Below are 25,365 nucleotides of genomic sequence, written 5' to 3' on the forward strand. Positions count from 1 at the left end.
AAGCATATATTTGGAAAATTCAGAAAAGAGGGGATCAGGTTTGGAATTGTTGAATGGAGCAGCCTTTTATAAATTACAAGGTGCTTTGGATGCCGCAAATACAAGACAGCAAGTTATTTCAAATAATATTGCTAATAATGACACGCCTTATTTTAAACGTTCTGAAGTATCGTTTGAAAGCTTGCTTCAACAAGAGATGAACGGAGATTTTCCGGCTCTCAGAGGAAATAGGACTGATGCGCGTCATTTCACTATTGGATTTAACTCATCAGTACCTAAATCTGTTGTTTCTCAGGATAATTCGACAGTTATGAACAACAATCTTAACAATGTCGATATTGATCAGGAAATGTCATTATTAGCAGATAACCAACTCCGCTATAATTCTTATATTTCACTGGTGAACGAGAAGATCGAAATGATGCGAACAGCTGCGAAAGGGTGATAGATAACAATGACGATCAGTAATAGTTTTGGTATTAATGCATCAGCTTTATCGGCACAACGACTTAGAATGGATGTTATATCATCTAATATTGCTAACGCAGAAACAACAAGAGCAAGTGTAGTGAATGGTAAAGTAGTACCTTATCGCCGCAAATTAGTTGAATTAACACCAGACCAAACTAGTTTTTCTAGTATGCTTCAGTCTCAGATGAGTGTAGATTCTTCAAAAGGTACAGGTACAGGAGTTAGAGTGAAGGCGATTACAGAAGATAGCTCAGATTTCAAGCTTGTGTATAATCCAACACATCCAGATGCTAATGTTGAAGGATATGTATCTATGCCTAATGTTGATATGGCGAAAGAAATGGTTGATATGATTTCGGCATCACGTTCTTATGAAGCTAACATAACAGCAATTAACGCGTCTAAATCAATGGTCATGAAGGCTTTAGAGATTGGTAGATAAATTGAACTCTTTTGTAAATTGAGATAAGGAGGGGAATTAATGATACAAAACACAATGTTTAACACTCAGACGATTAAACCGCTTGAATTACAAAGTATCAATGAGAAACAAGTTGCTAGTACACCTTCAGAGTCACTCAGTGATTTTGGTTCGTTTTTAGAAGAGGCTATTCAAAAAGTATCTGATCAAGAAAAAGACGCTAATACTATGAGTGAGAAATTGTTACTTGGACAAGTGAATGTAGATCAAGCTATGATTGCTTCCGAACAAGCTTTACTAAGCTTACAACTTACAACGCAAGTTCGAAACAAAGTGATAGAAGCATATCAAGAGATTATGCGAACACAACTATAATTGTAACTAGCTAAGCTTCGGGTGGGGTGACAATGTGAACGAAAGAATTTCCCAATACAAGGATAAGGGTATCCAATATTGGCATCAATTTAGTAAAAAACAAAAAATCATATTTATATCTACAATAGCATTAATCATTATTGCTATAGTCATTGTAACTATGATGTTCTCTAAGACAGAATATGAAGTCGCATTTACAGAATTGGACTCAAATGATGCAGCAGGGATTATGACCTATCTGGATGGAAGTAACATTCCATATAAATTGAGTTCGGATGGAACAAGTATTTCAGTACCAAGTGCCGAGGCTTCTCGTGCTAAGGTAGATATTGGATCTCAGGGTATTATCGAGAACGGATCTATCGGATATAAAATCTTTGAACAAAGCTCATCTGCGATTGGTATGACAGATAGCGAGTTTAATGTTAAGTATAACAATGCAATAAATGGTGAAGTTGAACAGCTCTTGAAGAGAATGAATGGTATTCAAGATGCTAAGGTGCTTATCAACTTACCAGAAGAAAGTGTCTTTGCTGGTACTGAGGATCAGGATAAGGCTTCTGCTTCTGCGGTACTGAAGTTTAAAGTGGGTTATCGTCCTACGCAAGAAGCAATTGACGGTTACTACAATCTTATGAAAACAGCCATACCAAACTTGCCTATAGAGAATATTACAATTTCGAATGATGAAGTTGAACTTGTATCTACAGCTAAGGGTGGAGAAGGTGTCATGGCGACAGCCATTGAGGCTAACTTTGCACTACAAAAGAGATTTGAAAATGATGTTCGTCAAAATGTAAAACAATTCTTAACTAAATTAATGGGTGAGAATAAAGTAGAAGTTCTTGTAGCTTCAAAGCTTAATTTCGATAAAATCCAAAGTAATGAAAATGTAGTCACTCCTGTCAATGAAGAAGACATGAAGGGTATCGAAATCAGCGTACAAAAGATATCTAAAAATTATTCCGGTACAGGTGCTCCAGATACAGGTGTCCCAGGAACTGGTGAAGAAGAAATTCCTGGATATCCAAGTAGTACTAATTCAGGTGACACCAATTCTGAAGAGTTATCTGAAACAGTGAACTATGAAGTAAATAGAATTACAAGAGATATTATATCTAGTCCTTATTCTGTTAAAGATTTAACCATTAATGTAGCGGTTGAACCACCTACAGGACAAACTACTCTAGATGATGACACAAATAAAGCGATTATGAATATTTTAAAGAATATCGTTAGAGCATCTGTTGCAGATTCTGGTATTACATATACAGACGCTGAATTGACCAATAAAGTTTCGGTCTATTCCAAAAATATTAATGGTAAAGATTCCGCGACCTCAGGATTCAAGTTCTCCACAAGTAGTTTTTGGGGTATTGGGTTAGCTGCATTAGCTATATTAGCAATAGGTGGATATCTAATTTATCGTCGTCTTAAACGAAAAGAAGAGTTTGAAGAGGATGTTCCTTTTCAAGTTCAAACAGAGTTTCCTTCGATTAGCTTGGAAAGTATGACCAATGAAAGTCAAGTGCGTAAACAGCTCGAAACTCTGGCGAAAAAGAAACCAGACGAATTCGTCAACTTACTGCGTACATGGCTGGCTGACGAATAGAGGTGAGTGTATTGGCAAAGTCAACTAGTACAGGGTTGAGTGGTCGTCAGAAAGCGGCGATCCTACTCATCACCTTGGGACCAGAAGTTTCTGCACAAATATTTAAACATTTACGTGATGAAGAGATTGAACAACTTACACTTGAAATTGCGAATGTTCGTAAAGTGGAGAGTTTAGATAAAGACAATATTATGGGTGAATTTCATCAGATTTGTCTTGCTCAAGAATATATTTCTCAAGGCGGGATTAACTACGCTAAAGAAATTTTGGAGAAAGCTCTTGGACCACAAAGGGCGCTGGAGATTATTAATCGTTTGACTGCTACTCTTCAGGTTCGTCCGTTTGATTTTGCCCGGAAGGCTGATCCAAATCAGATTATTAACTTTATTCAAAATGAAAGCCCTCAAACTATAGCGTTGATACTTTCATATCTACAATTTGAACAGTCATCGATTATTCTTTCTTCCTTACCACAAGAGAAGCAAGCAGATGTGGCTAGAAGAATCGCGACGATGGATAGTACCTCTCCTGAAGTCTTGTATCAAGTTGAGAAGGTCTTGGAACAAAAACTCTCTTCGACAGTTACGCAGGATTACACAAATGCGGGTGGTCTAGAGTCCATAGTTCAAATATTGAATGGGGTTGACCGTGGTACAGAACGTACTATACTCGATTCATTAGAGATACAGGATCCAGAATTGGCAGAAGATATCAAGAAACGTATGTTTGTATTTGAGGATATCGTTAATATCGATAATAGATCCATTCAACGAATCATTAGAGATATTGAGAGCTCGGATCTTCAACTTGCACTTAAAGTGGCTAGTGAAGAAGTTCGGGATGTTATTTTCCGAAATATGTCAAAACGCATGGTGGAAACTTTCAAAGAAGAAATGGAATACATGGGTCCTGTGCGATTACGTGATGTTGAAGAAGCACAAACTCGTATCGTAGGAACCATCCGTAGATTGGAAGAAGCCGGTGAAATTATTATTGCACGCGGTGGAGGGGATGACATCATTGTCTAATTTGATTAAGCATTCCCGGTACGTGTCTGTGGAAGTGCTCAAGGAATTGGATTTGGCTAAACAGTACAACTCCTTAGTAGAAGAACCTTCATCTGATGAAGAAATACTTGAGCAAGAAGAGGTAGTTATCAAAGTAGATGAAGAAACAAAGCGATTAAAGGACGAAATGTTACAAGACGCTAAGGAATTTGCAGAACGACTAGTTCGTGAATCATCTGAAGCGGCTGAACGTACATTGTTAGAGTCAACTGAAACCATCGATCTTTGGTGGAAGGAGCGTCGAGAGCAAGACGAACATTTAGTTGATGCACTCAAGTCCGAAGGATATGAACAAGGATACAATGAAGGTCGTGTAAAGGCAGAAGAGGAACTTCAGATTAGAGTAGAACAAATGATGGCTGAAGCTCAAAAGGTTTTGGAAGAGGCCTATCATGCGAAAGAACAAATCATTCAAGAAGCAGAACCATTCTTAGTTGAACTAAGTACTGCAATTGCTGAAAAAGTCATTGATAAGCAACTGACATTAGAAAGTGATTATGTGATTGATTTGATCAGAAGCAATTTAACTCGAAAAAGAGAACAAGGGACTATTATTCTTTGTGTAGCTGTGTCCCAGTATGCCTTTGTTCAAGCAGCACGCGAAGAACTTAGTCTTGCCATTGATTCTCAGGCTGAACTCAAGATATTGCCAGATGCGACTGTGAAAGATCGTGGATGTGTGATTCGCTCATCATTTGGAAGTGTAGATGCACGAATTGATACGCAGCTAACTGAGATTAAGAAAGAGCTGATTCGTATCGCACTAGACAATGAGGATCGGAGAAACCATGATGAAGGTGCTTGATAGTCAGCGGTATATGGATCATCTAGATCAATTAGATCCTGTTAGAGTCAATGGAAAAGTGACACAGGTCATTGGATTGATGGTTGAGTCTGAAGGTCCTGATGCAAACATTGGGGATGTCTGTTATATCTATCCTAGTAAAACGACTAAGCCGCTACAAGCTGAAGTTGTAGGTTTTAGAGATAATAAGGTGCTATTGATGCCATTGGGTGATCTTCAGTCCATTGGACCTGGATGTGATGTAGTCGGAACAGGAAAACCTCTAACTGTACAAGTTGGTTCGGAATTATTAGGCAAAGTGTTGGATGGATTAGGTCAACCTCTTGATGGATCGTTAATTCCAACAAGAATGGCCTATAGTTCAACATTTAGACCTCCTTCAAATCCATTGAACCGTCCTAGAGTGCTAGAACCAATTAGTATTGGTGTAAGAGCTATTGATGGATTACTTTCTATTGGTAAAGGACAACGTGTCGGTATATTCGCTGGTTCTGGTGTTGGTAAGAGTACATTGATGGGAATGATAGCTCGAAATACCTCTGCTGATGTTAACGTTATAGCTTTAATTGGAGAACGTGGACGAGAAGTATTGGATTTCATCGAACGGGATCTTGGTCCTGAAGGATTAAAACGGTCTGTGGTCATCGTAGCCACATCTGATCAACCTGCTTTAATTCGTATTAAGGGTGCTCTTATCGCAACTACCATCGCTGAATATTTCCGTGATCGTGGTATGAATGTCATGTTAATGATGGATTCGGTAACTCGATATGCTATGGCACAACGCGAGGTTGGTCTAGCAATAGGTGAACCTCCAGCGATGAGAGGGTATACTCCATCTGTTTTTGCTAATCTACCTAAACTGTTGGAAAGAGCTGGGACGGGCCCTACAGGTTCTATTACAGCCTTCTATACCGTGTTGGTAGATGGTGATGACATGAATGAACCTATCGCAGATGCTGTTCGCGGTATTCTTGATGGTCATATCGTTCTAAATCGAAATATTGCGAATAAGGGACATTTTCCAGCGATTGATATTTTAGCAAGCATCAGCCGTGTTATGAAGGATATTTCATCGGATGAACACACAGAAGCTGCTGAGAATTTAAAACGATTACTCGCAGTATATACAGAATCCGAGGATTTAATTAACATCGGTGCATATCAACGTGGGTCTAATGAAAGCATTGATGAATCTATTGATTTTATCCAGAAGATCTGGGATTTTAGTAGACAAAAAGTAGACGAGAAAGTCACGTTGGATGAAGTACAAGAACGTTTGATTTCTGAATTTTCAAGGAGTTGACTACTAAAGCATGAGATTTCATTATGCGTTTCAGAATATTGTGAATCTGAAGGGGAATGAGAAGACCCAAGCAGAATGGTTGTTATCGAATGCAATCGCTAAACTTCAAGAAGAAGAGAAGTCATTACATGAATATCAGAGTATTCGTAAAGATATGACGGACCAACTCCAAATTGAGGTTGAGAATGCTGCTTCAGTTGCTAAAATTCAAGAAATTCAGAGTTTTGTTGAACATCTAGATCAGTGTATCATCAATAAAAATATGGATGTTCGCAAAGCAAACGTTGTAGTTCGTAAGAGTCAGAGTCATTTGACTGATAAAATGCTAGATGAAAAAGTATGGATGAAATCGCGTGAGAAAGCAAAAGACAAGTTTCAACATGAAACGCTCCTCCGGGAACAAAACGAACTTGATGAAATAGCAACCGTAAGATTTGCTATGAATGTTCGCTAGATATACATTCGGAGGGTGTCTAAATGTATTGCCCCTTAGGGAGGAATAATAGTGGCTCGTAATTATAATGAATTTAAAGTTGAAAAAGAATCTGTAGGGGGTTTTGAACGATTCCTAGTGTTAATGATCCCTATAGTTTTCACAATTGTTCTCATAGGCGTATTACTAGTTTTATTTAATGTGAATATGCGTAACTCTTTTCTTGAATTGGCTAACAAAATTCCCATTGTACAGAATTGGGTACCTGCTCCCAATCTGGATCCGGAACAAACAAAACTAGAAAAGAGTAAAAATGAGATAAAAAGTGCAGAAGCTACTATTAAGGAACTTAAAAGTAAGCTGAGTGCTCAAGAAATGGAACTGAAACAAGTAACAGAAGGCAAAACAAAACAAGAAACTGTAATGAAAGATTTACAGGAGCAGATAAAAACCTTAGAGAATGAAGGTACTCTGGCTGAAAATCCAGAAGAAACTGTTGATGTCTACCAAAAAGAAATCAATGGGTTAGCTAAAATGTACGGAAATATGAGTCCAAGTAAAGCTGCACCGATTATACAGAACCTGGAGAAGGAAGAGATGGTTCTGGTATTTAAATCGATGAAGATGGATAAGCAAACATCCATTATCGAGAAAATGAATCCCAAAGTTGCAGCAGAAGTAACCATGATGATGAAGGATAATAAGTCTGCAGATGAACTACGAGCTGCCGCTCTAGAAGCTCGAAAGAAGAAAGATACCGAAGCTGAAGTTTTAGAAATAAAAATTAAGAATAAGAGTGAGTTAAAGCAGACATTTGCAAATATGACACCCAAATATGCTGCGGATCTTTTGTTCGAGACATACAAGATTAGCCCTGACAAGGCGTTAAAGATTTTGAAAGATATCGATGATAAGACACGTTCAGCCATTCTCGATAAGATGTCATCTGATGATTCCATCACGACAGCTAAGATTCTCAATAAGCTTATGACAAAGTAGGAACTGTCATCAACGCTAGGAAGGAGGTGAAAAATAAAATGACATTACTTTCTCGAAATGTGGCAATGAATTCTTCTAGTACGAGCAAAGCTGGAACGACAACTGGAAAAGCAACTAATAATGCTTCTGTAAATGAAACCGGAAAGTCTGGATCTGTAGTCGATCAATCGTTCTCTAAACTATTGGGTGAAGAGGCATTGACGACACAAGAGAGTACTTCTCAGTCAGATGCAGCTAGGTTATTGGAAAAGTTACTACAGGATGCTTCTCTTAAAGAGACCCCAGTAGCAGATGCATTGGCACTACTCCTTCAGGGACTTACTGAAGACATGGATAAACTTGATGAAGCTATAACAGAAGACCCTGCACTTATGGTGATGCTTCAAGGGTGGCTTCAACAAGTGAATGCATTGTTAAACTCTAATGAAGTGGGATCACAGAATGTTGGCCAGGAAGGGTCCACAGCGTTATCTGGACTTGCAGAAAACGCTGCAACGATAAGATTTGCGTTGCAAGATGGACTGGGTCAATTAGTAGCTTTGTTACAGAATAAAGCGAGTTCTGCGAATAATGCATCTCAGGCTCTTCAATTGTTGGCATCTTTCCAAAATGCATTGCAAGAAGCAGGCGTTGTCGATAAACAGAGCATATCTGCTCAGAATCGAGAGCAAGTCTTGAATGCTGCCACACCGACTACATCGGTGTTAGGAAATGCTTCTGCCAAAACAGTACAAGGAGTGTCACTAACTCAAAGTAACCAAATGAATACGACCTTAGTAGAAGAGGATCCTTCTGTTAGTCAGGATGATTCACTAAGCCCAAGTCAAGGGACATTTACTGCTGGAGAACTCCTTATGAGAGAAGGCATAAAGAATCCTTTGAAAGCAGCTGCAGCTTCGGTGCCTGTTGAACAATTTGCAAAAGAAATGACTAGTTTTGTAGTGAATAAGCTAGATATTGTGAAGCAAAATGGCATGACTGAAGCGAAGATATCACTTTATCCAGAGCATTTAGGACAAGTTGACATCAAAATTACAATGTTGAATGGGCAATTGGTAGCTACTTTTATGACAGAGCGTTCAGGAGCAAAAGAATTGCTAGAACAGCAAATGTCACAACTTCGGATTGCTTTGCAATCTCAAGGATTGCAAGTCGAGAAGTTAGTAGTGACGCAGAACCAATCGCTTGAATCACATATGTACCAAGATGGACGCCAATCTAATGCAGGTCAACAACAATCCAATCGGAGAGCTAAGGAACGTGATGCTCAATCTGATGATTCATTAGTTGTTGCGGAGCTTACAGAGGAATGGAACGATTGGTTATCTGAACGAATTGAACTTGATAAGGGTAGTACGTTTACAGCGAAGGCATAAAAATAGGAGGTGAAACAATATGGCTTCAAATAATATATCAACAACTAATATTTGGCCTAATTATTCTGCTAGTAATGTAGCGACAGCTAGTAAAAAAGATACTACAACGATGGGTAAGGATCAGTTTCTAAAGATCATGATGGAACAACTTAAGAATCAAGATCCGATGCAACCTATGGAAGATAAAGAATTTATTGCACAGATGGCGCAATTTACTTCCGTTGAGCAATTGATGAACATCTCTGGTCAATTAACGACATTAAACCAATCACTTGGTAGTGTATCCGGACTTATTGGTAAAGATATTAGTTGGATTGATGCAACACCTGGAAGTACCTCGGAGATAAAAACAGGTACGGTTGGTTCAATCGTTATTAAAGATGGGATACAGTATGCAACAGTAGGAAAAGAAGCTATTCCAGTTAATCTAATACTTGAAATAGCAGCTCCAAATACAAATGCAAACGTAAGTGGAGCAACTGGGACAGTAATATGAGTGATCGTATGATTATTGGGCAGTTATATCCTGCCAAAATATATCCCACTTCAACTCCCAGTAGGGGCAATAACCGTCATTCGAATGTAGAAACAGCTAGTGTTTCCTTTGATCAGATATTACAGCAAAATATGCTTAAGTTCAGCAACCATGCTGTAAAGCGTTTAGAACAACGAGGAATTGAGATTCCTAGTGAGCAGTTGTCACGCATATCGGATGCAATCGATCAAGCGGCAGCAAAAGGTAGTAAAGAATCACTGATATTAATGAATGATATGGCATTGATTGTAAATGTAAGAAATCGTACGGTTGTAACGGCGATGGATGGCGGATCAATGAAGAATAACGTGTTCACCAAGATTGATAGTGCCGTAATCATTTCATAACTGGCTGGCCCGAACTGGAAGCCAGTGGACCGTTGATCGATTGATATGGTCCATGTACTTAATAAGGGGGAATAATAGAATGTTAAGATCTATGTATTCAGGGGTTTCTGGGATGAAAGGCTTTCAAACCAAATTGGACGTTATTGGTAACAATATCGCCAATGTTAATACGATTGGATTTAAATCTGGTCGTGTTATGTTCAAAGATGTCATGAGCCAAACGGTTTCAGGCGTAACACCACCCTCGGATACTCAAGGTGGAGTCAATGCGAAACAAATCGGTCTAGGCGTATCTATTGGATCAATAGATACATTGCATTTAGCAGGAAGTGCAATGACAACGAACAATCCAACGGATGTACGTCTTGATGGCGATGGATTTTTTCTAGTATCCATGGATCCTGAGGCGCAAGAAACACCGTTTCTGACACGTGCGGGAGACTTCCATATTGATGCAGCACGTAATCTAGTAACATCAGATGGATTGTTTGTGGTCGGTGAGGATGGGGGAATTATCACTATAGGTGAGGAAACGACGTCTTTCTCCATTGCACAAGATGGTAGCATTGTTGAAAAGTTATCAACTGGAGATACACAATCACTACTTAAACTTGGTGTAACGAAAGTGGTTAACCCCGAAGGTCTTGAGAAAATTGGTGGTAACTTATATCGCATCACTTTGAATGCGGAACCAGATGGTGATTTAACCATAATGACAGCAAATGATGCTACCTTAGGAACAGGAGCCATCATCTCTGGTCAATTGGAAATGTCTAACGTAGATCTAACCAATGAGTTTACTGAAATGATTGTTGCACAACGTGGATTCCAAGCCAATTCTCGAATTATTACGACATCAGATGAGATCCTTCAAGAAGTGGTTAATCTGAAACGATAATAATTTAGTGGGAGGGGAGGATAACTCCTCTCCTAAATTTTCATAGGAGGCATACAATGATCTCTGTCACAAGGATAAACGGTTCAAAAATGTGGTTGAACGCTCTTTTGATTGAAATGGTAGAAGAGACACCAGATACTTACATTACTTTAGTCACCGGAAAAAGATTAATTGTACTTGAAAAGGCTTCTGAAGTGATCTCTCTCGTGAAGAATTACAGCCAAGAGATTGGTCTGAATAATGCGACTATTAAAGTACAACAAACGGAGGAAACCCCATGAAAAAGATGATGCCTTGGTTGATTACAATTCTATTAGCCATTACTTTGATAGTGCTAGCAGCCTTCTTGCTTATGGCAAATTTGTTTGATGACGACAAGGATGAAGTCTCTTCGACTGTAAATTCCGTTGAAACAAAACATTTGTCAGCAGATCAAATTGTAGAAAGGACTTCTGAAATAAAAGATATCAAAACAAACCTTTCGGATCCCGATTACATCGTATTGATGAATTTTGCGTTTCAATTGGATACCAAGAAGTCTAAGGAAGAGTTTGACAAGATCAAAGATATTAAAATCAAGCCGATCATCCTCAAAACGCTGGCTGATTCGAAACCTGAGGACTTAGAAGAGGCGTATGGTAAAGATCAATTAAGCGCAAAATTGATCAATTTGATTAATAAAACCTTAACCAAAGGGAAATTGACTCAAATCGAGATCACTGATTTCTATTTACACCATAATATTTGAAACATTGGGAAAATCCTGTAAGGGGGTGAGATGATTGGTAGATGTATTATCACAAAACGAAATTGACGCCCTGCTCGCTGCACTATCTTCTGGTGAAATGGACGCTGAAGAGCTCAAAAAGGAAGACACACAGAAAAAGGTCCGTTCGTATGATTTTAAGAGAGCGGTACGATTCTCTAAAGACCACATACGTAGCTTAACTCGTATCCATGAAAATTTTGCTAGGTATCTTACAACTTACTTTTCAGCGCAGTTAAGAACTTTTGTGCAAATAAACGTTGTACAGGTAGAACAGCTTCCGTACGATGAATTTATCCGATCTATACCAAAGATGACGATTCTCAATATATTTGAGGCTGAGCCACTTAAAGGTAGAATGGTCATGGAAGTTCATCCGAATGTAGCTTACGCTATGTTGGATCGGTTACTTGGAGGTGTGGGAAATGCGCCTTCCAAAATTAATTCACTCACAGAAATAGAAACAACTATTATGGAGCGAATATTTGGTAGAGCTTTCGAAAGTTTGCAAGAAGCTTGGAAGACGGTATTAGACATCACTCCTCGTTTGGAAACTATGGAGACTAATCCGCAGTTTATGCAAATCGTATCTCCGAATGAAACGATAGCTCTAATATCACTAAGCACCAAAATTGGAGATACCACGGGAATGATCAACCTTTGTATACCACACGTTGTTCTAGAACCGATAATGTCCAAACTATCGGCGCATCAGTGGTTTGTATCAGAGAAGAAAGTAAGTGAAGCAGCAGAAGTAGAATCATTAAAGCAAAATGTGAGACTAACGAAGTTGAATGTTGTAGCAGAACTTGGAGAATCAAAATTATCGATTTCTGAATTTTTAGGGTTATCTATAGGAGATGTCATCAGTTTGAATAAACCGCTTCACTCAGGGTTATCGATCAAAGTCGGAGATAAACTGAAGTTTATTGGTAGTCCTGGGACATTGAAGGATCGTATTGCAGTACAAATCGATGAAATTGTCAGTGAAGGAGTTGAAGAACATGACGAGTAAGGATTATTTATCTCAAGAAGAAATAGATGCTCTACTTAGCCAATCTGATTCTGATAGTTCAGAAGAACCTATTACAGTAGATGATTATCTGATACCGCTTGAACAAGATGCATTGGGCGAAATTGGAAATATTACATTTGGTAGCGCTGCAACAGCGCTGTCTACATTGTTAGGAAAAAAAGTAGAGATTACGACACCTGCAGTGTCTATTATTACTAGATCACAATTTGAAGATGAGTTCCCTAAACCCCACGTTGCTGTTCATGTGACTTATGTGGCTGGATTTGAAGGAATTAATTCACTTGTAATCAAAACTAAAGACGCGCAAGTTATTGCTGACTTGATGCTTGGAGGGGATGGTAATCCCACTAATGAAGAATTAAATGATATTCATATTAGTGCTGTTCAAGAAGCTATGAATCAAATGATGGGTTCATCAGCAACATCCATGTCAACTCTCTTTAATCGATTTGTAAATATTTCACCTCCATGTATAAATATTTTAGATATGGCAAGTGGTGAAGGCGTCGCAGGTCTTCCACCTGAAGAAACACTCATTAAAATTTCTTTCCGATTGACGATTGGAGATATAATCGATTCGACTATTAGACAACTCCTTCCAGTGGATTTTGCAAAAGACATGGTGAGTTTATTAATGCAAGGTAATGAGGAACATGCACGGGTTGAAGTGTCAGCATTAGAGGTCCCAGTACAAGCGGAAGTGAATCATGTGGCACCGAATTCATCAGTTGGATACGGGCAACAATCTTCCATTCCAAATCAAGAAAGACCTTATCAAAGCACAACAGGAGGCGTGCCTACAGTGGATCCGAACATGCAAATGCCTTATGGAACACCATCACCACAGTATTATGGATCACCCAATCGCAATGTGAGTGTTCAGCCTGTACAATTTTCGAATTTGCAGTCTGTTCCAAATAATCCGGTTGATCATAACAATTTAGATTTATTAATGGATATTCCTCTTAAGGTCACCGTAGAATTAGGGAGAACCCAAAAGCAGATTAAGGATATTCTTGAACTATCCCAAGGATCTATCTTCGAACTAGATAAGCTTGCAGGCGAACCAGTTGATATTTTAGTGAATAACAAATTGATCGCCAAAGGTGAAGTTGTTGTTATCGATGAGAACTTTGGTGTGCGTGTGATAGATATCGTTAGCCAGTGGGACCGTCTACAAAAATTACAATAAGCATAGTTTAGGGAGGATTTTTACCAAATGGCAAATCGAATTCTTATCGTGGATGACGCAGCTTTTATGAGAATGATGATCCGTGATATTTTAACAAAAAATGGTTTTGAAGTAGTTGGAGAAGCAGAAGATGGTAATCAAGCAATTGAGAAATTTAAGGAAGTCCGTCCTGACTTGATCATGATGGATATTACAATGCCAGAAATGGATGGTATTGTTGCACTAAAAGAAATTAAGAAAATTGATCCAAGTGCAAAAATTATTATGTGTTCTGCAATGGGTCAGCAGACTATGGTTATTGATGCTATTCAAGCTGGTGCCAAAGACTTTATCGTTAAGCCATTTCAAACTGACCGTGTTATCGATGCGATTAATAAAACACTAGGAATTTAGGAACATATATGCCTAATAGTGGGAATTCTGGGTTGAATATTGTATATGTAATTATTGTATTGGCCGTTATCATTGGACTCATAATTTTGTTGATTCGTTTCTTAGGCACTAAAAACAAATCTTGGTTCAGTAATCCAACAATACGAATTATTGGTGGTGTTGGACTCGGGCCAAACAAAACATTACAAGTGATTGAAGTGGGAAATAGTGTGTATTTAATCGGCGTAGGTGAAAATATTAACCTTGTTGATAAAATTTCCGATCCAGATGAGGTTACATCTATATTGGCTTCACTACAGGATGAAGCAGCTATGAGGGGCAATGGGCTGTCTGTGTTCTTGAGTAAATTAGTCAGTAAATTGCGTAGGGAACAACCTTCGCAAGAGATTGAACTGGAAGATGGAACTTCCTTTCACGAAGTGTTTGACTCCAAGGTGCGTCGGATGTCTAACCGAAAAGACAAAATGGAAGAACTGCTCCGAGAAGATAATAATACAGATCGGTTGAGGGATCCATGAAAAAAAAGCTTATATTAGTATGTTTATTATTGGGAATTATCAGCATATTTTCTGTTACGGCGGCGTTTGCTGATCCTATTCCTAATATTGATATTCAGATCGGGAACGCTGCTGATGGCAAACCAGCTACAAGTACATTATCGATAATACTCCTAACTACAGTGATCAGTATTGCTCCGGCGGTACTGGTACTAATGACGAGTTTTACTCGTATCGTAATTGTCCTTGGTTTTGTTAGAACGTCCCTTGGGACACAGCAGATGCCCCCGAATCAGGTATTAGTCGGATTAGCGCTGTTCATAACACTATTTGTCATGTCACCAACGTTATCAACGATGAATGAAGTCGCCCTTCAGCCTTATATGAAGGGAGAAATTACACAGACACAGGCGTTAACAAAAGCTTCTGAACCGATTAAAAAGTTCATGTTTTCTCATACACGCGAGAAAGATCTGTTATTGTTCATGAACTATACCAAAATGGAGAAGCCAGCTACATACAATGATATTCCGCTTACGGTGTTGGTACCTTCATTTGCGATAAGTGAACTTAAGACAGCATTTCAAATGGGATTTATGATTTTTATTCCATTTCTAATTATTGATATTGTTGTTGCAAGTACATTAATGGCAATGGGGATGATGATGTTACCACCCGTCATGATATCACTCCCATTTAAGATTCTATTATTTGTACTCGTAGATGGATGGTATTTAGTTGTCAAATCACTTCTATTAAGTTTTAACACATAGCGCATAGTATGACGTATATGTGGTGAGGGAGATCAGTCATGAACTCGGATTTTATTATTGGACTGGCTGGACAAGCAATTTTCACAGCACTTAAAATAAGTGCACCGATGTTACTATTGGGACTAGTAGTTGGTTTGATTATTAGTATATTTCAAGCAACCACCCAGATTCAGGAGCAAACACTTGCTTTTGTTCCAAAAATAATTGCTGTATTGTTAGCGTTATTGTTGTTTGGTCCTTGGATTTTAACGACACTCGTAGACTTTACCTTTAATATATTAGACAATTTGTATAAATATATAGGTTAGGCTGAATGTCAATGGAATTAATAATGCAGAGTTTTCCGGTTTTTTTACTTGTTTTTTGTCGAATTACATCTTTTTTTGTCGTAGCTCCAGTGTTTTCATCGAAAGGTGTGCCTACACAATTTAAGGTAGGGATATCATTTTTTATCAGTATGATTATTTTTCTGACTTATGGTGTTAATCAGTCTGTTCCACAAGATCTGACCTATGTTCTACTTATTATTAGTGAAATCTTAGTGGGGTTACTACTTGGATTTGTGGGGTATCTGTTGATTACTGCAATTCAGACAGCTGGGGCATTCATAGATATACAGATTGGCTTTGGGATTGCAAATGTATTAGATCCTATGTCCGGTGCTTCTATACCTATGCTAGGGAATTTTAAGTATATGATCGCTATGCTGCTATTTTTAAGTATGAATGGTCATCTGCACTTAATTGACGCTATCGTTCACAGTTATGAATGGATTCCATTATCCAACGATGTCTTTATGAAAATGAATGATGGTAGCATTTCTGAGTTTTTAATTAGAACCTTTAGTCAATCCTTTGTGTTAGCTTTTCAAATGTCAGCCCCGTTAGTTGTAGCATTATTCTTAACTGATGTCGGGCTGGGCTTCTTAGCGAGAACAGCACCTCAATTTAACATCTTTGTCATTGGTGTTCCGCTGAAAATTTTCTTAGGCTTAGCAATGTTATTGTTGCTAGTCCCCAGCTTTTCTTATGTATTCGGCAATTTGTTTGAAGTATTGTTCGATTCTATGAATAACCTGCTAGGGATCATTGGGAATCAGCCAAATTGAGCAGGATGGAGGAAAGGATCGTGTCTTTTAGGTATCCTTTGGACTTACAGTTATTTGCTCAAGAGAAAACAGAGAAGGCATCTCCTAAAAAACGCCAAGATACACGCAAAAAGGGACAGGTTGCGAAAAGTATGGAAGTATCGGGTTCTGTAACGCTTCTTTCTGCTTTTCTATGCCTCCTTATATTTAGTGGATACTTCAAAGAGAGACTTACTCATTTGTATACTGATGTTTTTATGAATAGAATGTTGACAGAAGTTACTATAAGTAATGTCATGATGATGTTCCGAGCCTATGGTATTCAAGTGTTGTTGATGATGGCCCCCATTTTTTTAACGGTGGTCGTCATGGCACTAATAGCAAATCTTATGCAGGTAGGTTTCCTATTAACTGGTGAACATTTAAAAATGAAAATGAGTAAACTTGATCCTATCAAAGGATTCAAAAACATATTTTCAATGAGATCATTAGTAGAATTTGCTAAGTCAATCATCAAACTTACGGTTATAGGTTATCTGGTTTACAGTACATTGTGGGGTAAAAAGGTAGAAATCGCATCACTGTCTGAAATAAACATGGATAATATATTATTGTTTATTGCTAGAATGACTATGAATTTAGGACTTAAAATTGCAATTGCATTATTTATTCTAGCTGTCTTGGATTATATGTATCAGCGTTATGAATATGAAAAAGGGATACGAATGTCAAAACAAGATTTGAAAGATGAATACAAAAAAATGGAAGGCGACCCGCTCATAAAAGGGAAAATAAGAGAACGTCAACGAAGGATGGCCATGCAGCGAATGATGCAAGAAATTCCAAAGGCAGACGTAATCATTACGAACCCGACACACTTTGCGATCGCTTTGCAATATGATGGAACCACTATGGAAGCACCAACCATAATTGCTAAAGGTCAAGATTATATGGCTTTACGAATTAAAGAAATAGCCAAGGAGCATGGCATCATTACTATGGAAAATAAGCCTCTAGCCCGCGCATTGTTTCAAAGGGCAGAAATCGGGGATTCGATTCCTGCCGATTTGTTTCAGGCGGTGGCTGAAGTACTGGCCTATGTATATAAACTCAAAGGTAAGACTCAATAATTGAGGGATTGGAGGCAAAGATTTTCGTGAAAATTAAAGATATCACTGTCCTGACAGGAATCATCGGTATAGTTCTAATGATGATTCTTCCAATCCCGTCGTGGCTTCTAGATATTTTACTCGTTATTAACATTTCACTAGCGCTCATGATTTTATTGGTATCTATGAATACCAAGGAAGCATTACAGTTTTCTATTTTCCCATCACTTCTTCTTATTACGACGTTATTTCGCCTTGCACTGAACATTTCAACAACAAAGTTGATTCTATCAGATGGTGATGCGGGTACAGTTGTAGCAACATTCGGTAGCTGGATTGCAGGCGGTCAAATTGCAATAGGATTTGTAGTATTCTTAATTCTAGTAGTTGTGCAATTTATCGTTATCACCAAAGGATCTGAGCGTGTTGCTGAAGTAGGTGCTCGATTCACATTGGACGCAATGCCTGGTAAACAAATGAGTATCGATGCGGATTTGAATGCTGGTTTGATTAATGAGAAACAAGCTAAAGAAAGACGAAGTAAAATTGAACGCGAAGCAGACTTCTATGGTGCTATGGACGGTGCCAGTAAATTTGTTAAAGGTGATGCAATTGCAAGTATCATTATCTTGATCATTAATTTGGTTGGCGGATTTATAATTGGAATGACGATTCATGGTATGTCATTCGGAGATGCAATTTCTACATATTCAATCCTTACTATAGGTGATGGATTAGTTAGTCAGATTCCAGCCTTACTAATTTCAACTGCCTCTGGGTTGATCGTAACGCGTGCTTCATCCGAAGGTAACCTTGCAGAGGATTTAACAAGTCAATTGTTTGCTTACCCTAAGTTAATTTACATTGTGGGTGGGACCATTGCCATGCTTGGTTTCTTCACACCGATTCATGTTATCACAACGTTACCATTAGCATTTCTATTAATTTTCTCGGCAAGAAAAATGCAACAGAATTTAGATAAGAGACAATTAGCTGATGAACAGATGGAAGTTGAGCAAGAAATTGAAGAGGTTCGAAGTCCAGAAAGTGTTATTAACTTACTTCAAGTAGATCCAATTGAATTTGAATTCGGGTATGGTCTTATCCCCCTAGCAGATACACAACAGGGTGGTGATTTATTAGACCGGATTATCATGATTCGTCGACAATGCGCACTTGAACTAGGACTTGTGGTACCTGTTATTCGTATTCGCGACAATATTCAACTAAAACCGAATGAATATGTCATAAAAATTAAAGGAAATACAGTCGGTGGTGGTGAATTGTTACTTAATCACTATCTGGCTATGAGTCCTGGTTATGACGATGAGTCCATATCTGGGATTGAGACTTTGGAACCTGCATTTAGTCTTCCAGCACTGTGGATTGATGAAAGTACTAAGGAGCGTGCTGAATTATCTGGGTACACCGTAGTAGATCCACCTTCTGTGGTAGCAACGCACTTGACAGAACTTATTAAGAAGCATGCTCATGAGTTAATCGGACGCCAAGAGACGAAGACACTTATCGACAATTTAAGAGAAAATTACCCAGTTCTTGTCGACGAATTAATTCCTTCAGTGTTATCTGTAGGTGATGTTCAAAAAGTGTTAGCTAAATTACTTCGCGAGAAAATCTCTATACGTGATTTGGTGACGATTTTCGAGACTCTTGCAGACAGTGGGACCTATTCGAAAGATCCTGATGTTCTAACAGAGTATGTGAGACAGTCACTATCGAGACAGATTACTCAGCAATATTCTCGAGAAGGAGAGACATTGAAAGTAATAACTGTTGGACCTACGTTAGAAAAGAAAATCTCAGATAGTGTACAACAGTCTGATCAGGGAAGTTATCTTGCTTTGGATCCGATGTCTACACAGACGGTATATCAGAAGTTGAATGAACAAATCAATCGATTGTTACAATCAGGACAACAGCCTATTTTCTTAACTTCTCCAACCATTCGTATGTATTTACGACAAGTTATTGAACGTACTATGCAAGATATACCGGTTCTTTCTTATAGTGAATTAGAACCTAATGTAGAAATTCAAAGTGTCGGAGTGGTGAACTTATGAGAGTGAAGCGGTACATAGTTGAGAATATGCCGGATGCTATGCAACGAATCCGCAGCGAACTAGGTAGAGATGCTGTCATTCTTAGTACTAAAGAAATAAAAATAGGCGGTTTTCTTGGTATGTTCCAACAGAAGAAGATTGAAGTAGTCGCTGCTGTGGAGAATGATTCATCAGTGAAAGCAAAGCAAAAGCGCTCAAAGAGACCACAGGAAGAGTATGTTGGGGAAAATAGGGATGATTATTCCCTAAAAAGTACTCAAGATGTAGTAGTTCCGACGATGAATGTGCCTAAAAAGGCGGTGCCGGAAGCTTATAAACGTACGAATGATGTTCTTAAAGCAGGAATGAATGGGCCTAACCTACAGCATGGGAACGATATTGACTTGGTGTCTAAAGCTGCTGTTGCAGCAACGTCAGAAGAAATAGAAGAGATTCAGGTCAATAATAGTCTGAATATGGATGTGGTTGAAGGGCGCACGCTAGCGTCTCTATCTCAGACATCTTCAGATGATTCAATTCTTCAGGAAATGAAAGAAATGAAATTGTGGATGGCTAAAATGGCTAAGCAATCTATGATGAATCAAGAATTTCCCGAACCACTACAGAAATTGCAGGAACAACTGATTCAGCAAGAAGTAGATGTGAATTTGAGAGAAGAGTGGATAGAGGGTGCTTTGGAAGAATGGGAGGAGAGTGGGAAATCACTAACAGATGACCAACTCCAACAATATATTTATGACAAAGCCGCTTCCTTACTTTCGGATCGATTTGGTGGTGGAATTAATAGTGGCACTAGAATTGTATACGTCGCAGGACCAACTGGCGTAGGTAAAACAACAACCATTGCAAAACTAGCAGCAGAGCAGTTGTTTAAGTACCAGCGTAAGGTGGGGTTTATAACTTCTGACACATATCGTATATCAGCTGTAGAACAACTTCGGACATATGCTTCTATATTGAATATACCGTTAGAGGTAGTACAATCATCTGGCGATATGCAACGCGCTATGCAGCATCTTGATTACTGTGATCTAATAATCATGGATACGGCTGGTAGAAATTATCGGAATGAATTACTGGTTTCAGAGCTTCAGAGCTTGTTCGCACATGCTGGAGAAAGTGAAACCTATCTGGTATTAAGCTTGGCATCAAAGACTCAAGACATGATGAAGATAACGGAGCACTTCAGTAAGTATGATCTAGATAAGATCATCTTCACTAAACAAGATGAGACTGGAAGTTATGGAGCTATATTTAATTTGATTCATTCCTTTCCACTTCATCTCTCTTATATGACAAATGGGCAAAATGTTCCTGATGATTTGATGTTACCTGATCAAAAAATGCTATGTGACCTCTTATTAGGGGAGAGAGAAGTGGAGTCATGAATGATCAAGCACACTCCTTGAGAAAGCTCGTATCGATCCGTGAGAAATTCCGTTCTCTAGATCAACAGAAGGTTCAAGGTTCGCGCTTAGCTAAATTCATTACTGTTTCCAGTGGTAAGGGCGGTGTAGGGAAATCTAATTTTTCCCTGAACTTTGCTCTTTCTTTACAATCAATGGGGAAGAAAGTTTTGATCTTCGATGCTGATATTGGGATGGCTAATATTGATGTTCTTATGGGAACTTCTTCTCAGTATAACCTTCATCATTTGTTACAACGTGAGAAAAGCATTCAAGAGATTGTCGCCAAAGGCCCTAATGGTCTGTCTTACATTTCAGGAGGATCTGGTATGACTAATCTTATATCACTGTCTGAGCATGATATACAGTACTTTACTGCTCAGATTGAACTGTTAGCAAGTCAAATGGATTATATTATTTTTGATACTGGTGCAGGATTATCCAAAGAAAATATACAGTTCATTACTTCTGCTGATGAATGTATTGTTGTAACGACACCAGAGCCAACAGCAATTACAGATGCTTATGCATTGATAAAGGTTATTCATGGAGTCGATCAAGATGTAGCATTTCAATTGGTTGTAAATCGAGCGAATGATGAAAAAGAAGCGATATTTACCGCCAACAAAATCAGACTCGCAGCTCAAAATTTTCTGAATGTTAACATCCCAATGCTTGGATATATAAGTGATGATTCGCATGTGGTTCAAGCGGTAAAAAGACAAGTTCCTTTTTCAATGGTCTTTCCTAATAGCGTGGCTTCTAAAGATATTCAACGACTTGCAAAGCGTTATGCAATAGTCCCTTCCGGTTTAGAAAGAGAAACTTTGACAGGAATCAAAGGATTTGTGCATAAGTGGCTACAACGTTCAAAATGATTCTTCTGTAAAGAGAAATAGGGAGGTATGAAACATAATGCATTATAAGGTTGTTGTCGTGGATGACTCTCCTTTTATGCGGAAGATCATTTCTGATCTAATTGAAAAGGATCCCTCCTTTCAAGTGGTTGGAACTGCAGTTAATGGTTGGGAAGCATTAATGAAAATAACGGAACTAAAACCTGACATTGTTACCATGGATGTGGAAATGCCAGAAATGAATGGTTTAGAAGCTTTAAAAGCCATCATGAGGGACAATCCTTTGCCTGTGATTATGTTATCTGGAATTAATGAGCAAGGTATGAGAGAGACCATTCTTGCATTGGAGTCAGGAGCATTTGACTTCATACGAAAACCTTCTGTAAACGTCTCAAATGATATTAATCAAGTTAGTGAGCTACTCCTTGGAAAAATGAAGGTCGCCATGCATGCTAAAGAAAGAAGAGCAGCCTGGCAAGCGGAAGAGCTTATAAGATCTGAAAAAACAAAAGAACATAGTAATAAACGAGAAATAGAAAAAGCGGCGTCAAATCATATTCTCCCTGAGAAACCTACGATTGACCGATCTAAGTTATTAAAATCAGTCACAGAAGACATAAATACTGTGAAAGGAAACACAAAACGTACAACCGAATCTCCCAAGCAAGAAAAACAAACAAACGACCATAGGACACAGACAGTATCTAAACCGCCTTTGGATCAGAAAACGGTAGTTCATAAAATTGCAGTTCATAAAATTGCAGATACAACTAAAGGGATTAAGCAAGCTAACTTGAGAGATGCTTCGGGTACTTCATTTCAACATCTTGTTGCTATTGGTTGTTCAACCGGTGGGCCCAGAGCATTAAAGGAATTGTTAGAACGGATTCCAGAGGGATTCCCAGCCCCTATAGTGATCGTGCAGCATATGCCGCCCAAATTCACTAAATCTTTAGCACAAAGACTAAACACTTTCAGTACCCTCGAAGTTGTAGAAGGTGAGAATGGTATGGTCTTACATAAAAGATACGCTTATATTGCACCAGGTGGATTCCATATGAAGATTGTACGGGCGTCCGATGGCCGTTATGAGATTTCTTTAACAGAGGAAGAGCCACGTAATGGGCATCGGCCTTCCGTTGATACATTGTTTGAGTCATTGATCTCATTCGAAAAGCTAAATCGTCATATTGTTCTGCTGACTGGCATGGGAAGTGATGGGGCCAAAGCAATGAAGCATTTATATGACTCAGGTGTAAAAGACACGTATGCTGAAAGTGAAGAAACTTGTATTGTGTATGGTATGCCTCGTTCTGCTGTGGAACTTCATTGCGTGAGTCATATTTTGCCTCTTCAAGAGATTCCAAGCAAACTTGTTCGAATGATGAAATAATGTAAAGTGATTACATAAGGGGGTGCATCTCAATGGACATGAGTCAATATTTATCAATGTTTATTGATGAGTCGAATGATCATCTGCAATCGCTAAACGAAAAAATGCTTGAATTGGAGACCAACCCAACGGATTTAAGTGTTGTACAAGTCATATTTAGATCAGCACATACGCTTAAAGGTATGGCTGCAACAATGGGATATGAAGACCTTGCATCATTAACGCATCAAATGGAGAATGTACTTGATTTGGTACGTAATGAAAAGCTTACAATGCATGATTTTATCTTTGATACGTTATTTAGAAGTTTGGATGCCCTTGAATCTATGGTTGAGGATATTACAAATGGGGGCACAGGAAAAGCGGATGTCACAGTCATTGTAACGTCATTACAGGCGATTGTACGTGGTGAGTCAATATCCTCTCCCAATGAAAGTGAGATTGAGGATCAATCTGGAAATAGTATGAATCAATCGATACAGTTGGATGAATTTCAATATTCAGTTTTAGATCAATCCATTTTAGAGGGGCAACGTGTACTTTATGTGGAAGTATTCATTCGTGAAGATTGTCACTTGAAAGCTGTTCGTTCCTATATGGTATTTGATTTGTTAGAAAGATCTGGAGAGGTCATTAAGTCTTATCCTTCAGTTGAAGATATTGAGCAAGAGAAATTTGATCATAGTTTCACCTTATATTTCATAACACAAAAAAGTGTGGAGGAAATGGAACGTTTGATCATGAACTTATCGGAAATCGATAAGGTTAGTATCGTGGAACTGGATCACGAATCTTTAAAGTTAATGGGTGAAATTAATAACGTAGTTCGAGAAGTTGCTGTTACTGCAGAGTTAACAAAACCAATGGTAACAAACGTGAACTCTACGCAAACAACCAATCAAGTTTCGAAAAAAACGCCAAAAGAAAAAACTAAAATAGTAACGGGTACACCTTCACGTACCATTCGGGTTGATATTGAAAGACTGGATGTCTTAATGAATCTTTTTAGTGAACTATTAATTGATCGAGTTCGTTTGGAACAGTTGGCAAGTGAAGCTCGCAATCATGATTTGACAGAAACAGTAGAGCATATGAGTCGTGTAAGCTCTGATCTGCAGAATATTGTATTGAAGCTGAGAATGGTTCCAGTAGATACGGTATTTAATCGATTCCCACGAATGATACGCGATTTAGCTAAGTCATTAGACAAGAAGATTGATTTATTTATTACAGGATCTGAGACAGAGTTGGATCGTACCGTTATTGATGAAATTGGTGATCCCCTTGTACATTTACTGCGAAATGCTGTGGATCATGGTATTGAATCTGTTGCAGAGCGTGTGGCTGCAGGGAAACCAGAAACAGGAACAGTGAATTTGAGAGCTTTTCATAGTGGTAATCATGTGTTTATTGAGATTGAAGAAGATGGGCGTGGGATTAACCGTCAGAATGTTTTAAACACAGCTGTCAAAAAGGGTGTTGTGACTGAAGCGCAAGGAGCAGCAATGACAGATGAAGAAGTTCATCAACTTCTTTTTGCAGCTGGATTCAGTACGGCTGCAGTAATCTCAGATGTGTCTGGGCGAGGCGTTGGTTTGGACGTCGTGAAAGCGAAGATTACAGCTCTTGGTGGGCACGTCTCAATTATTTCTTCACCTGGAAAAGGAACGAATTTCTCAGTTCAATTACCTCTAACGTTATCTATTATTTCTGCTATGTTAGTTCAATTGGGCTCAGAAAAGTATGCAATTCCACTAACCTCTATTGTGGAGACAGGTGTCATTAAGCAAGATCAGATTCGTACAGTTCACGGTAATAAGATAATAGAATTCCGTGGGACTCATATTCCTTTGATTTCTCTGAGTAAATTATTCAGCATACCTGATTTCGATGAGAGTAAAGAGGAAGAAACAGAGATCATTGTTATTCGAAAAGGTGATCGTATGACTGCTTTAGCTATTGAAGACTTTATTGGTCAAAGTGAAATCGTTCTGAAGAGTTTAGGAAAATATCTACCTCAAATTAAAGGTGTGTCTGGAGCAACTATACTTGGAGATGGACAGGTCGCGTTGATCCTGGATCCAAATGCATTTATCAAATAACTATTTTGATGAAAAAGATATAGACATC

The 25,365-nt window shown here is 38.5% G+C and carries 28 protein-coding genes; all 28 read left to right on the top strand.

Annotated elements, in window-relative coordinates; all coding sequences use genetic code 11:
* The first annotated feature begins 40 nt into the window (after positions 1–40).
* Positions 41–445 (top strand): flagellar basal body rod protein FlgB, encoded by a 405-nt coding sequence (gene flgB / locus AC1D7X_RS03640; RefSeq protein WP_495456271.1) that lies wholly within the window; start codon positions 41–43, stop codon positions 443–445.
* 9 nt (positions 446–454) lie between these two features.
* Positions 455–913 carry a flagellar basal body rod protein FlgC gene (gene flgC, locus AC1D7X_RS03645; RefSeq protein ID WP_495456270.1) on the top strand — a complete coding sequence of 153 codons (459 nt, stop codon included), beginning with the start codon at positions 455–457 and terminating at the stop codon, positions 911–913.
* A gap of 39 nt (positions 914–952) precedes the next feature.
* Positions 953–1,267: a flagellar hook-basal body complex protein FliE gene (gene fliE / locus AC1D7X_RS03650; RefSeq protein ID WP_495474679.1), complete on the top strand. Its 315-nt coding sequence runs from the start codon at positions 953–955 to the stop codon at positions 1,265–1,267.
* Between the two features lie 34 nt (positions 1,268–1,301).
* Positions 1,302–2,879 (top strand): flagellar basal-body MS-ring/collar protein FliF, encoded by a 1,578-nt coding sequence (gene fliF / locus AC1D7X_RS03655; protein ID WP_495456268.1) that lies wholly within the window; start codon positions 1,302–1,304, stop codon positions 2,877–2,879.
* Positions 2,880–2,890: 11 nt separating this feature from the next.
* Entirely contained in the window at positions 2,891–3,907 is a 1,017-nt protein-coding gene (gene fliG, locus AC1D7X_RS03660; protein WP_495456267.1) for a flagellar motor switch protein FliG, read from the top strand.
* Positions 3,900–4,751, top strand: a complete 852-nt coding sequence (locus tag AC1D7X_RS03665; RefSeq protein ID WP_495456266.1) for a FliH/SctL family protein — start codon at positions 3,900–3,902, stop codon at positions 4,749–4,751. Before fliG ends, AC1D7X_RS03665 begins: the two co-directional genes overlap by 8 nt.
* The gene (gene fliI, locus AC1D7X_RS03670) at positions 4,738–6,057 is read left to right on the top strand and encodes a flagellar protein export ATPase FliI (protein ID WP_495456392.1); all 1,320 of its coding nucleotides are present in this window, start codon (positions 4,738–4,740) and stop codon (positions 6,055–6,057) included. The genes AC1D7X_RS03665 and fliI overlap by 14 nt, the downstream gene beginning before the upstream one ends.
* A 10-nt stretch (positions 6,058–6,067) precedes the next feature.
* Complete coding sequence (fliJ, locus tag AC1D7X_RS03675) at positions 6,068–6,511, top strand: flagellar export protein FliJ (protein ID WP_495456265.1); 444 nt, start codon at positions 6,068–6,070, stop codon at positions 6,509–6,511.
* A gap of 51 nt (positions 6,512–6,562) precedes the next feature.
* Positions 6,563–7,489 (top strand): kinesin, encoded by a 927-nt coding sequence (locus tag AC1D7X_RS03680; protein WP_495456264.1) that lies wholly within the window; start codon positions 6,563–6,565, stop codon positions 7,487–7,489.
* A 38-nt stretch (positions 7,490–7,527) separates the two neighbouring features.
* Complete coding sequence (locus AC1D7X_RS03685; protein WP_495474680.1) at positions 7,528–8,865, top strand: flagellar hook-length control protein FliK; 1,338 nt, start codon at positions 7,528–7,530, stop codon at positions 8,863–8,865.
* A 19-nt stretch (positions 8,866–8,884) separates the two neighbouring features.
* Positions 8,885–9,361: a flagellar hook capping FlgD N-terminal domain-containing protein gene (locus AC1D7X_RS03690; protein ID WP_495474681.1), complete on the top strand. Its 477-nt coding sequence runs from the start codon at positions 8,885–8,887 to the stop codon at positions 9,359–9,361.
* The gene (locus tag AC1D7X_RS03695; RefSeq protein ID WP_495456261.1) at positions 9,358–9,747 is read left to right on the top strand and encodes a TIGR02530 family flagellar biosynthesis protein; all 390 of its coding nucleotides are present in this window, start codon (positions 9,358–9,360) and stop codon (positions 9,745–9,747) included. Before AC1D7X_RS03690 ends, AC1D7X_RS03695 begins: the two co-directional genes overlap by 4 nt.
* A 79-nt stretch (positions 9,748–9,826) precedes the next feature.
* Positions 9,827–10,645 carry a flagellar basal body rod protein FlgG gene (gene flgG, locus AC1D7X_RS03700; RefSeq protein ID WP_495474682.1) on the top strand — a complete coding sequence of 273 codons (819 nt, stop codon included), beginning with the start codon at positions 9,827–9,829 and terminating at the stop codon, positions 10,643–10,645.
* 56 nt (positions 10,646–10,701) lie between these two features.
* Positions 10,702–10,926, top strand: a complete 225-nt coding sequence (locus AC1D7X_RS03705; protein ID WP_495456259.1) for a flagellar FlbD family protein — start codon at positions 10,702–10,704, stop codon at positions 10,924–10,926.
* On the top strand, positions 10,923–11,393 hold the full coding sequence (locus AC1D7X_RS03710; protein WP_495456258.1) for a flagellar basal body-associated FliL family protein: 471 nt from the start codon (positions 10,923–10,925) through the stop codon (positions 11,391–11,393). The genes AC1D7X_RS03705 and AC1D7X_RS03710 overlap by 4 nt, the downstream gene beginning before the upstream one ends.
* Before the next feature lie 34 nt (positions 11,394–11,427).
* Entirely contained in the window at positions 11,428–12,426 is a 999-nt protein-coding gene (gene fliM / locus AC1D7X_RS03715; RefSeq protein ID WP_495456257.1) for a flagellar motor switch protein FliM, read from the top strand.
* The gene (gene fliY, locus AC1D7X_RS03720) at positions 12,416–13,639 is read left to right on the top strand and encodes a flagellar motor switch phosphatase FliY (protein WP_495456256.1); all 1,224 of its coding nucleotides are present in this window, start codon (positions 12,416–12,418) and stop codon (positions 13,637–13,639) included. Before fliM ends, fliY begins: the two co-directional genes overlap by 11 nt.
* 27 nt (positions 13,640–13,666) lie before the next feature.
* Positions 13,667–14,032: a response regulator gene (locus AC1D7X_RS03725; RefSeq protein WP_495456255.1), complete on the top strand. Its 366-nt coding sequence runs from the start codon at positions 13,667–13,669 to the stop codon at positions 14,030–14,032.
* Between the two features lie 8 nt (positions 14,033–14,040).
* Entirely contained in the window at positions 14,041–14,550 is a 510-nt protein-coding gene (locus AC1D7X_RS03730; protein WP_495456254.1) for a flagellar biosynthetic protein FliO, read from the top strand.
* A complete protein-coding gene (gene fliP, locus AC1D7X_RS03735; RefSeq protein ID WP_495456253.1) occupies positions 14,547–15,302 on the top strand; it encodes a flagellar type III secretion system pore protein FliP in 756 nt (251 codons plus the stop codon). Before AC1D7X_RS03730 ends, fliP begins: the two co-directional genes overlap by 4 nt.
* Positions 15,303–15,340: 38 nt before the next feature.
* Positions 15,341–15,610, top strand: coding sequence for a flagellar biosynthesis protein FliQ (fliQ, locus tag AC1D7X_RS03740; RefSeq protein WP_495456252.1), 270 nt, complete (start codon positions 15,341–15,343; stop codon positions 15,608–15,610).
* An 11-nt stretch (positions 15,611–15,621) separates the two neighbouring features.
* Positions 15,622–16,410 (top strand): flagellar biosynthetic protein FliR, encoded by a 789-nt coding sequence (gene fliR / locus AC1D7X_RS03745; RefSeq protein WP_495456251.1) that lies wholly within the window; start codon positions 15,622–15,624, stop codon positions 16,408–16,410.
* 20 nt (positions 16,411–16,430) lie between these two features.
* Positions 16,431–17,519, top strand: coding sequence for a flagellar biosynthesis protein FlhB (gene flhB, locus AC1D7X_RS03750; protein ID WP_495456250.1), 1,089 nt, complete (start codon positions 16,431–16,433; stop codon positions 17,517–17,519).
* Between the two features lie 26 nt (positions 17,520–17,545).
* Positions 17,546–19,579: a flagellar biosynthesis protein FlhA gene (gene flhA, locus AC1D7X_RS03755; RefSeq protein ID WP_495456249.1), complete on the top strand. Its 2,034-nt coding sequence runs from the start codon at positions 17,546–17,548 to the stop codon at positions 19,577–19,579.
* Positions 19,576–20,967: a flagellar biosynthesis GTPase FlhF gene (gene flhF / locus AC1D7X_RS03760; RefSeq protein WP_495456248.1), complete on the top strand. Its 1,392-nt coding sequence runs from the start codon at positions 19,576–19,578 to the stop codon at positions 20,965–20,967. Before flhA ends, flhF begins: the two co-directional genes overlap by 4 nt.
* Positions 20,964–21,863 carry a MinD/ParA family protein gene (locus AC1D7X_RS03765; protein WP_495456247.1) on the top strand — a complete coding sequence of 300 codons (900 nt, stop codon included), beginning with the start codon at positions 20,964–20,966 and terminating at the stop codon, positions 21,861–21,863. The genes flhF and AC1D7X_RS03765 overlap by 4 nt, the downstream gene beginning before the upstream one ends.
* 37 nt (positions 21,864–21,900) lie before the next feature.
* Positions 21,901–23,235, top strand: a complete 1,335-nt coding sequence (locus tag AC1D7X_RS03770; RefSeq protein ID WP_495456246.1) for a protein-glutamate methylesterase/protein-glutamine glutaminase — start codon at positions 21,901–21,903, stop codon at positions 23,233–23,235.
* A 32-nt stretch (positions 23,236–23,267) separates the two neighbouring features.
* Positions 23,268–25,337, top strand: coding sequence for a chemotaxis protein CheW (locus AC1D7X_RS03775; RefSeq protein ID WP_495456245.1), 2,070 nt, complete (start codon positions 23,268–23,270; stop codon positions 25,335–25,337).
* The last annotated feature ends 28 nt before the right edge of the window (positions 25,338–25,365 follow it).

Source organism: Paenibacillus sp. Y568 (assembly GCF_059445545.1).

What these genes read in the sequence shown, in the direction of transcription:
- AC1D7X_RS03730 (WP_495456254.1), top strand. Translation starts at nt 14,041, where the DNA reads ATGCCTAATAGTGGGAATTCTGGGTTGAATATTGTATATGTAATTATT.
- AC1D7X_RS03765 (WP_495456247.1), top strand. Translation starts at nt 20,964, where the DNA reads ATGAATGATCAAGCACACTCCTTGAGAAAGCTCGTATCGATCCGTGAG.
- fliQ (WP_495456252.1), top strand. Translation starts at nt 15,341, where the DNA reads ATGAACTCGGATTTTATTATTGGACTGGCTGGACAAGCAATTTTCACA.
- fliE (WP_495474679.1), top strand. Translation starts at nt 953, where the DNA reads ATGATACAAAACACAATGTTTAACACTCAGACGATTAAACCGCTTGAA.
- AC1D7X_RS03710 (WP_495456258.1), top strand. Translation starts at nt 10,923, where the DNA reads ATGAAAAAGATGATGCCTTGGTTGATTACAATTCTATTAGCCATTACT.
- fliJ (WP_495456265.1), top strand. Translation starts at nt 6,068, where the DNA reads ATGAGATTTCATTATGCGTTTCAGAATATTGTGAATCTGAAGGGGAAT.
- flhF (WP_495456248.1), top strand. Translation starts at nt 19,576, where the DNA reads ATGAGAGTGAAGCGGTACATAGTTGAGAATATGCCGGATGCTATGCAA.
- fliI (WP_495456392.1), top strand. Translation starts at nt 4,738, where the DNA reads ATGAAGGTGCTTGATAGTCAGCGGTATATGGATCATCTAGATCAATTA.
- fliR (WP_495456251.1), top strand. Translation starts at nt 15,622, where the DNA reads ATGGAATTAATAATGCAGAGTTTTCCGGTTTTTTTACTTGTTTTTTGT.
- flgC (WP_495456270.1), top strand. Translation starts at nt 455, where the DNA reads ATGACGATCAGTAATAGTTTTGGTATTAATGCATCAGCTTTATCGGCA.
- AC1D7X_RS03775 (WP_495456245.1), top strand. Translation starts at nt 23,268, where the DNA reads ATGGACATGAGTCAATATTTATCAATGTTTATTGATGAGTCGAATGAT.
- AC1D7X_RS03705 (WP_495456259.1), top strand. Translation starts at nt 10,702, where the DNA reads ATGATCTCTGTCACAAGGATAAACGGTTCAAAAATGTGGTTGAACGCT.
- AC1D7X_RS03695 (WP_495456261.1), top strand. Translation starts at nt 9,358, where the DNA reads ATGAGTGATCGTATGATTATTGGGCAGTTATATCCTGCCAAAATATAT.
- AC1D7X_RS03685 (WP_495474680.1), top strand. Translation starts at nt 7,528, where the DNA reads ATGACATTACTTTCTCGAAATGTGGCAATGAATTCTTCTAGTACGAGC.
- fliP (WP_495456253.1), top strand. Translation starts at nt 14,547, where the DNA reads ATGAAAAAAAAGCTTATATTAGTATGTTTATTATTGGGAATTATCAGC.
- fliY (WP_495456256.1), top strand. Translation starts at nt 12,416, where the DNA reads ATGACGAGTAAGGATTATTTATCTCAAGAAGAAATAGATGCTCTACTT.
- AC1D7X_RS03770 (WP_495456246.1), top strand. Translation starts at nt 21,901, where the DNA reads ATGCATTATAAGGTTGTTGTCGTGGATGACTCTCCTTTTATGCGGAAG.
- flgG (WP_495474682.1), top strand. Translation starts at nt 9,827, where the DNA reads ATGTTAAGATCTATGTATTCAGGGGTTTCTGGGATGAAAGGCTTTCAA.
- AC1D7X_RS03725 (WP_495456255.1), top strand. Translation starts at nt 13,667, where the DNA reads ATGGCAAATCGAATTCTTATCGTGGATGACGCAGCTTTTATGAGAATG.
- AC1D7X_RS03690 (WP_495474681.1), top strand. Translation starts at nt 8,885, where the DNA reads ATGGCTTCAAATAATATATCAACAACTAATATTTGGCCTAATTATTCT.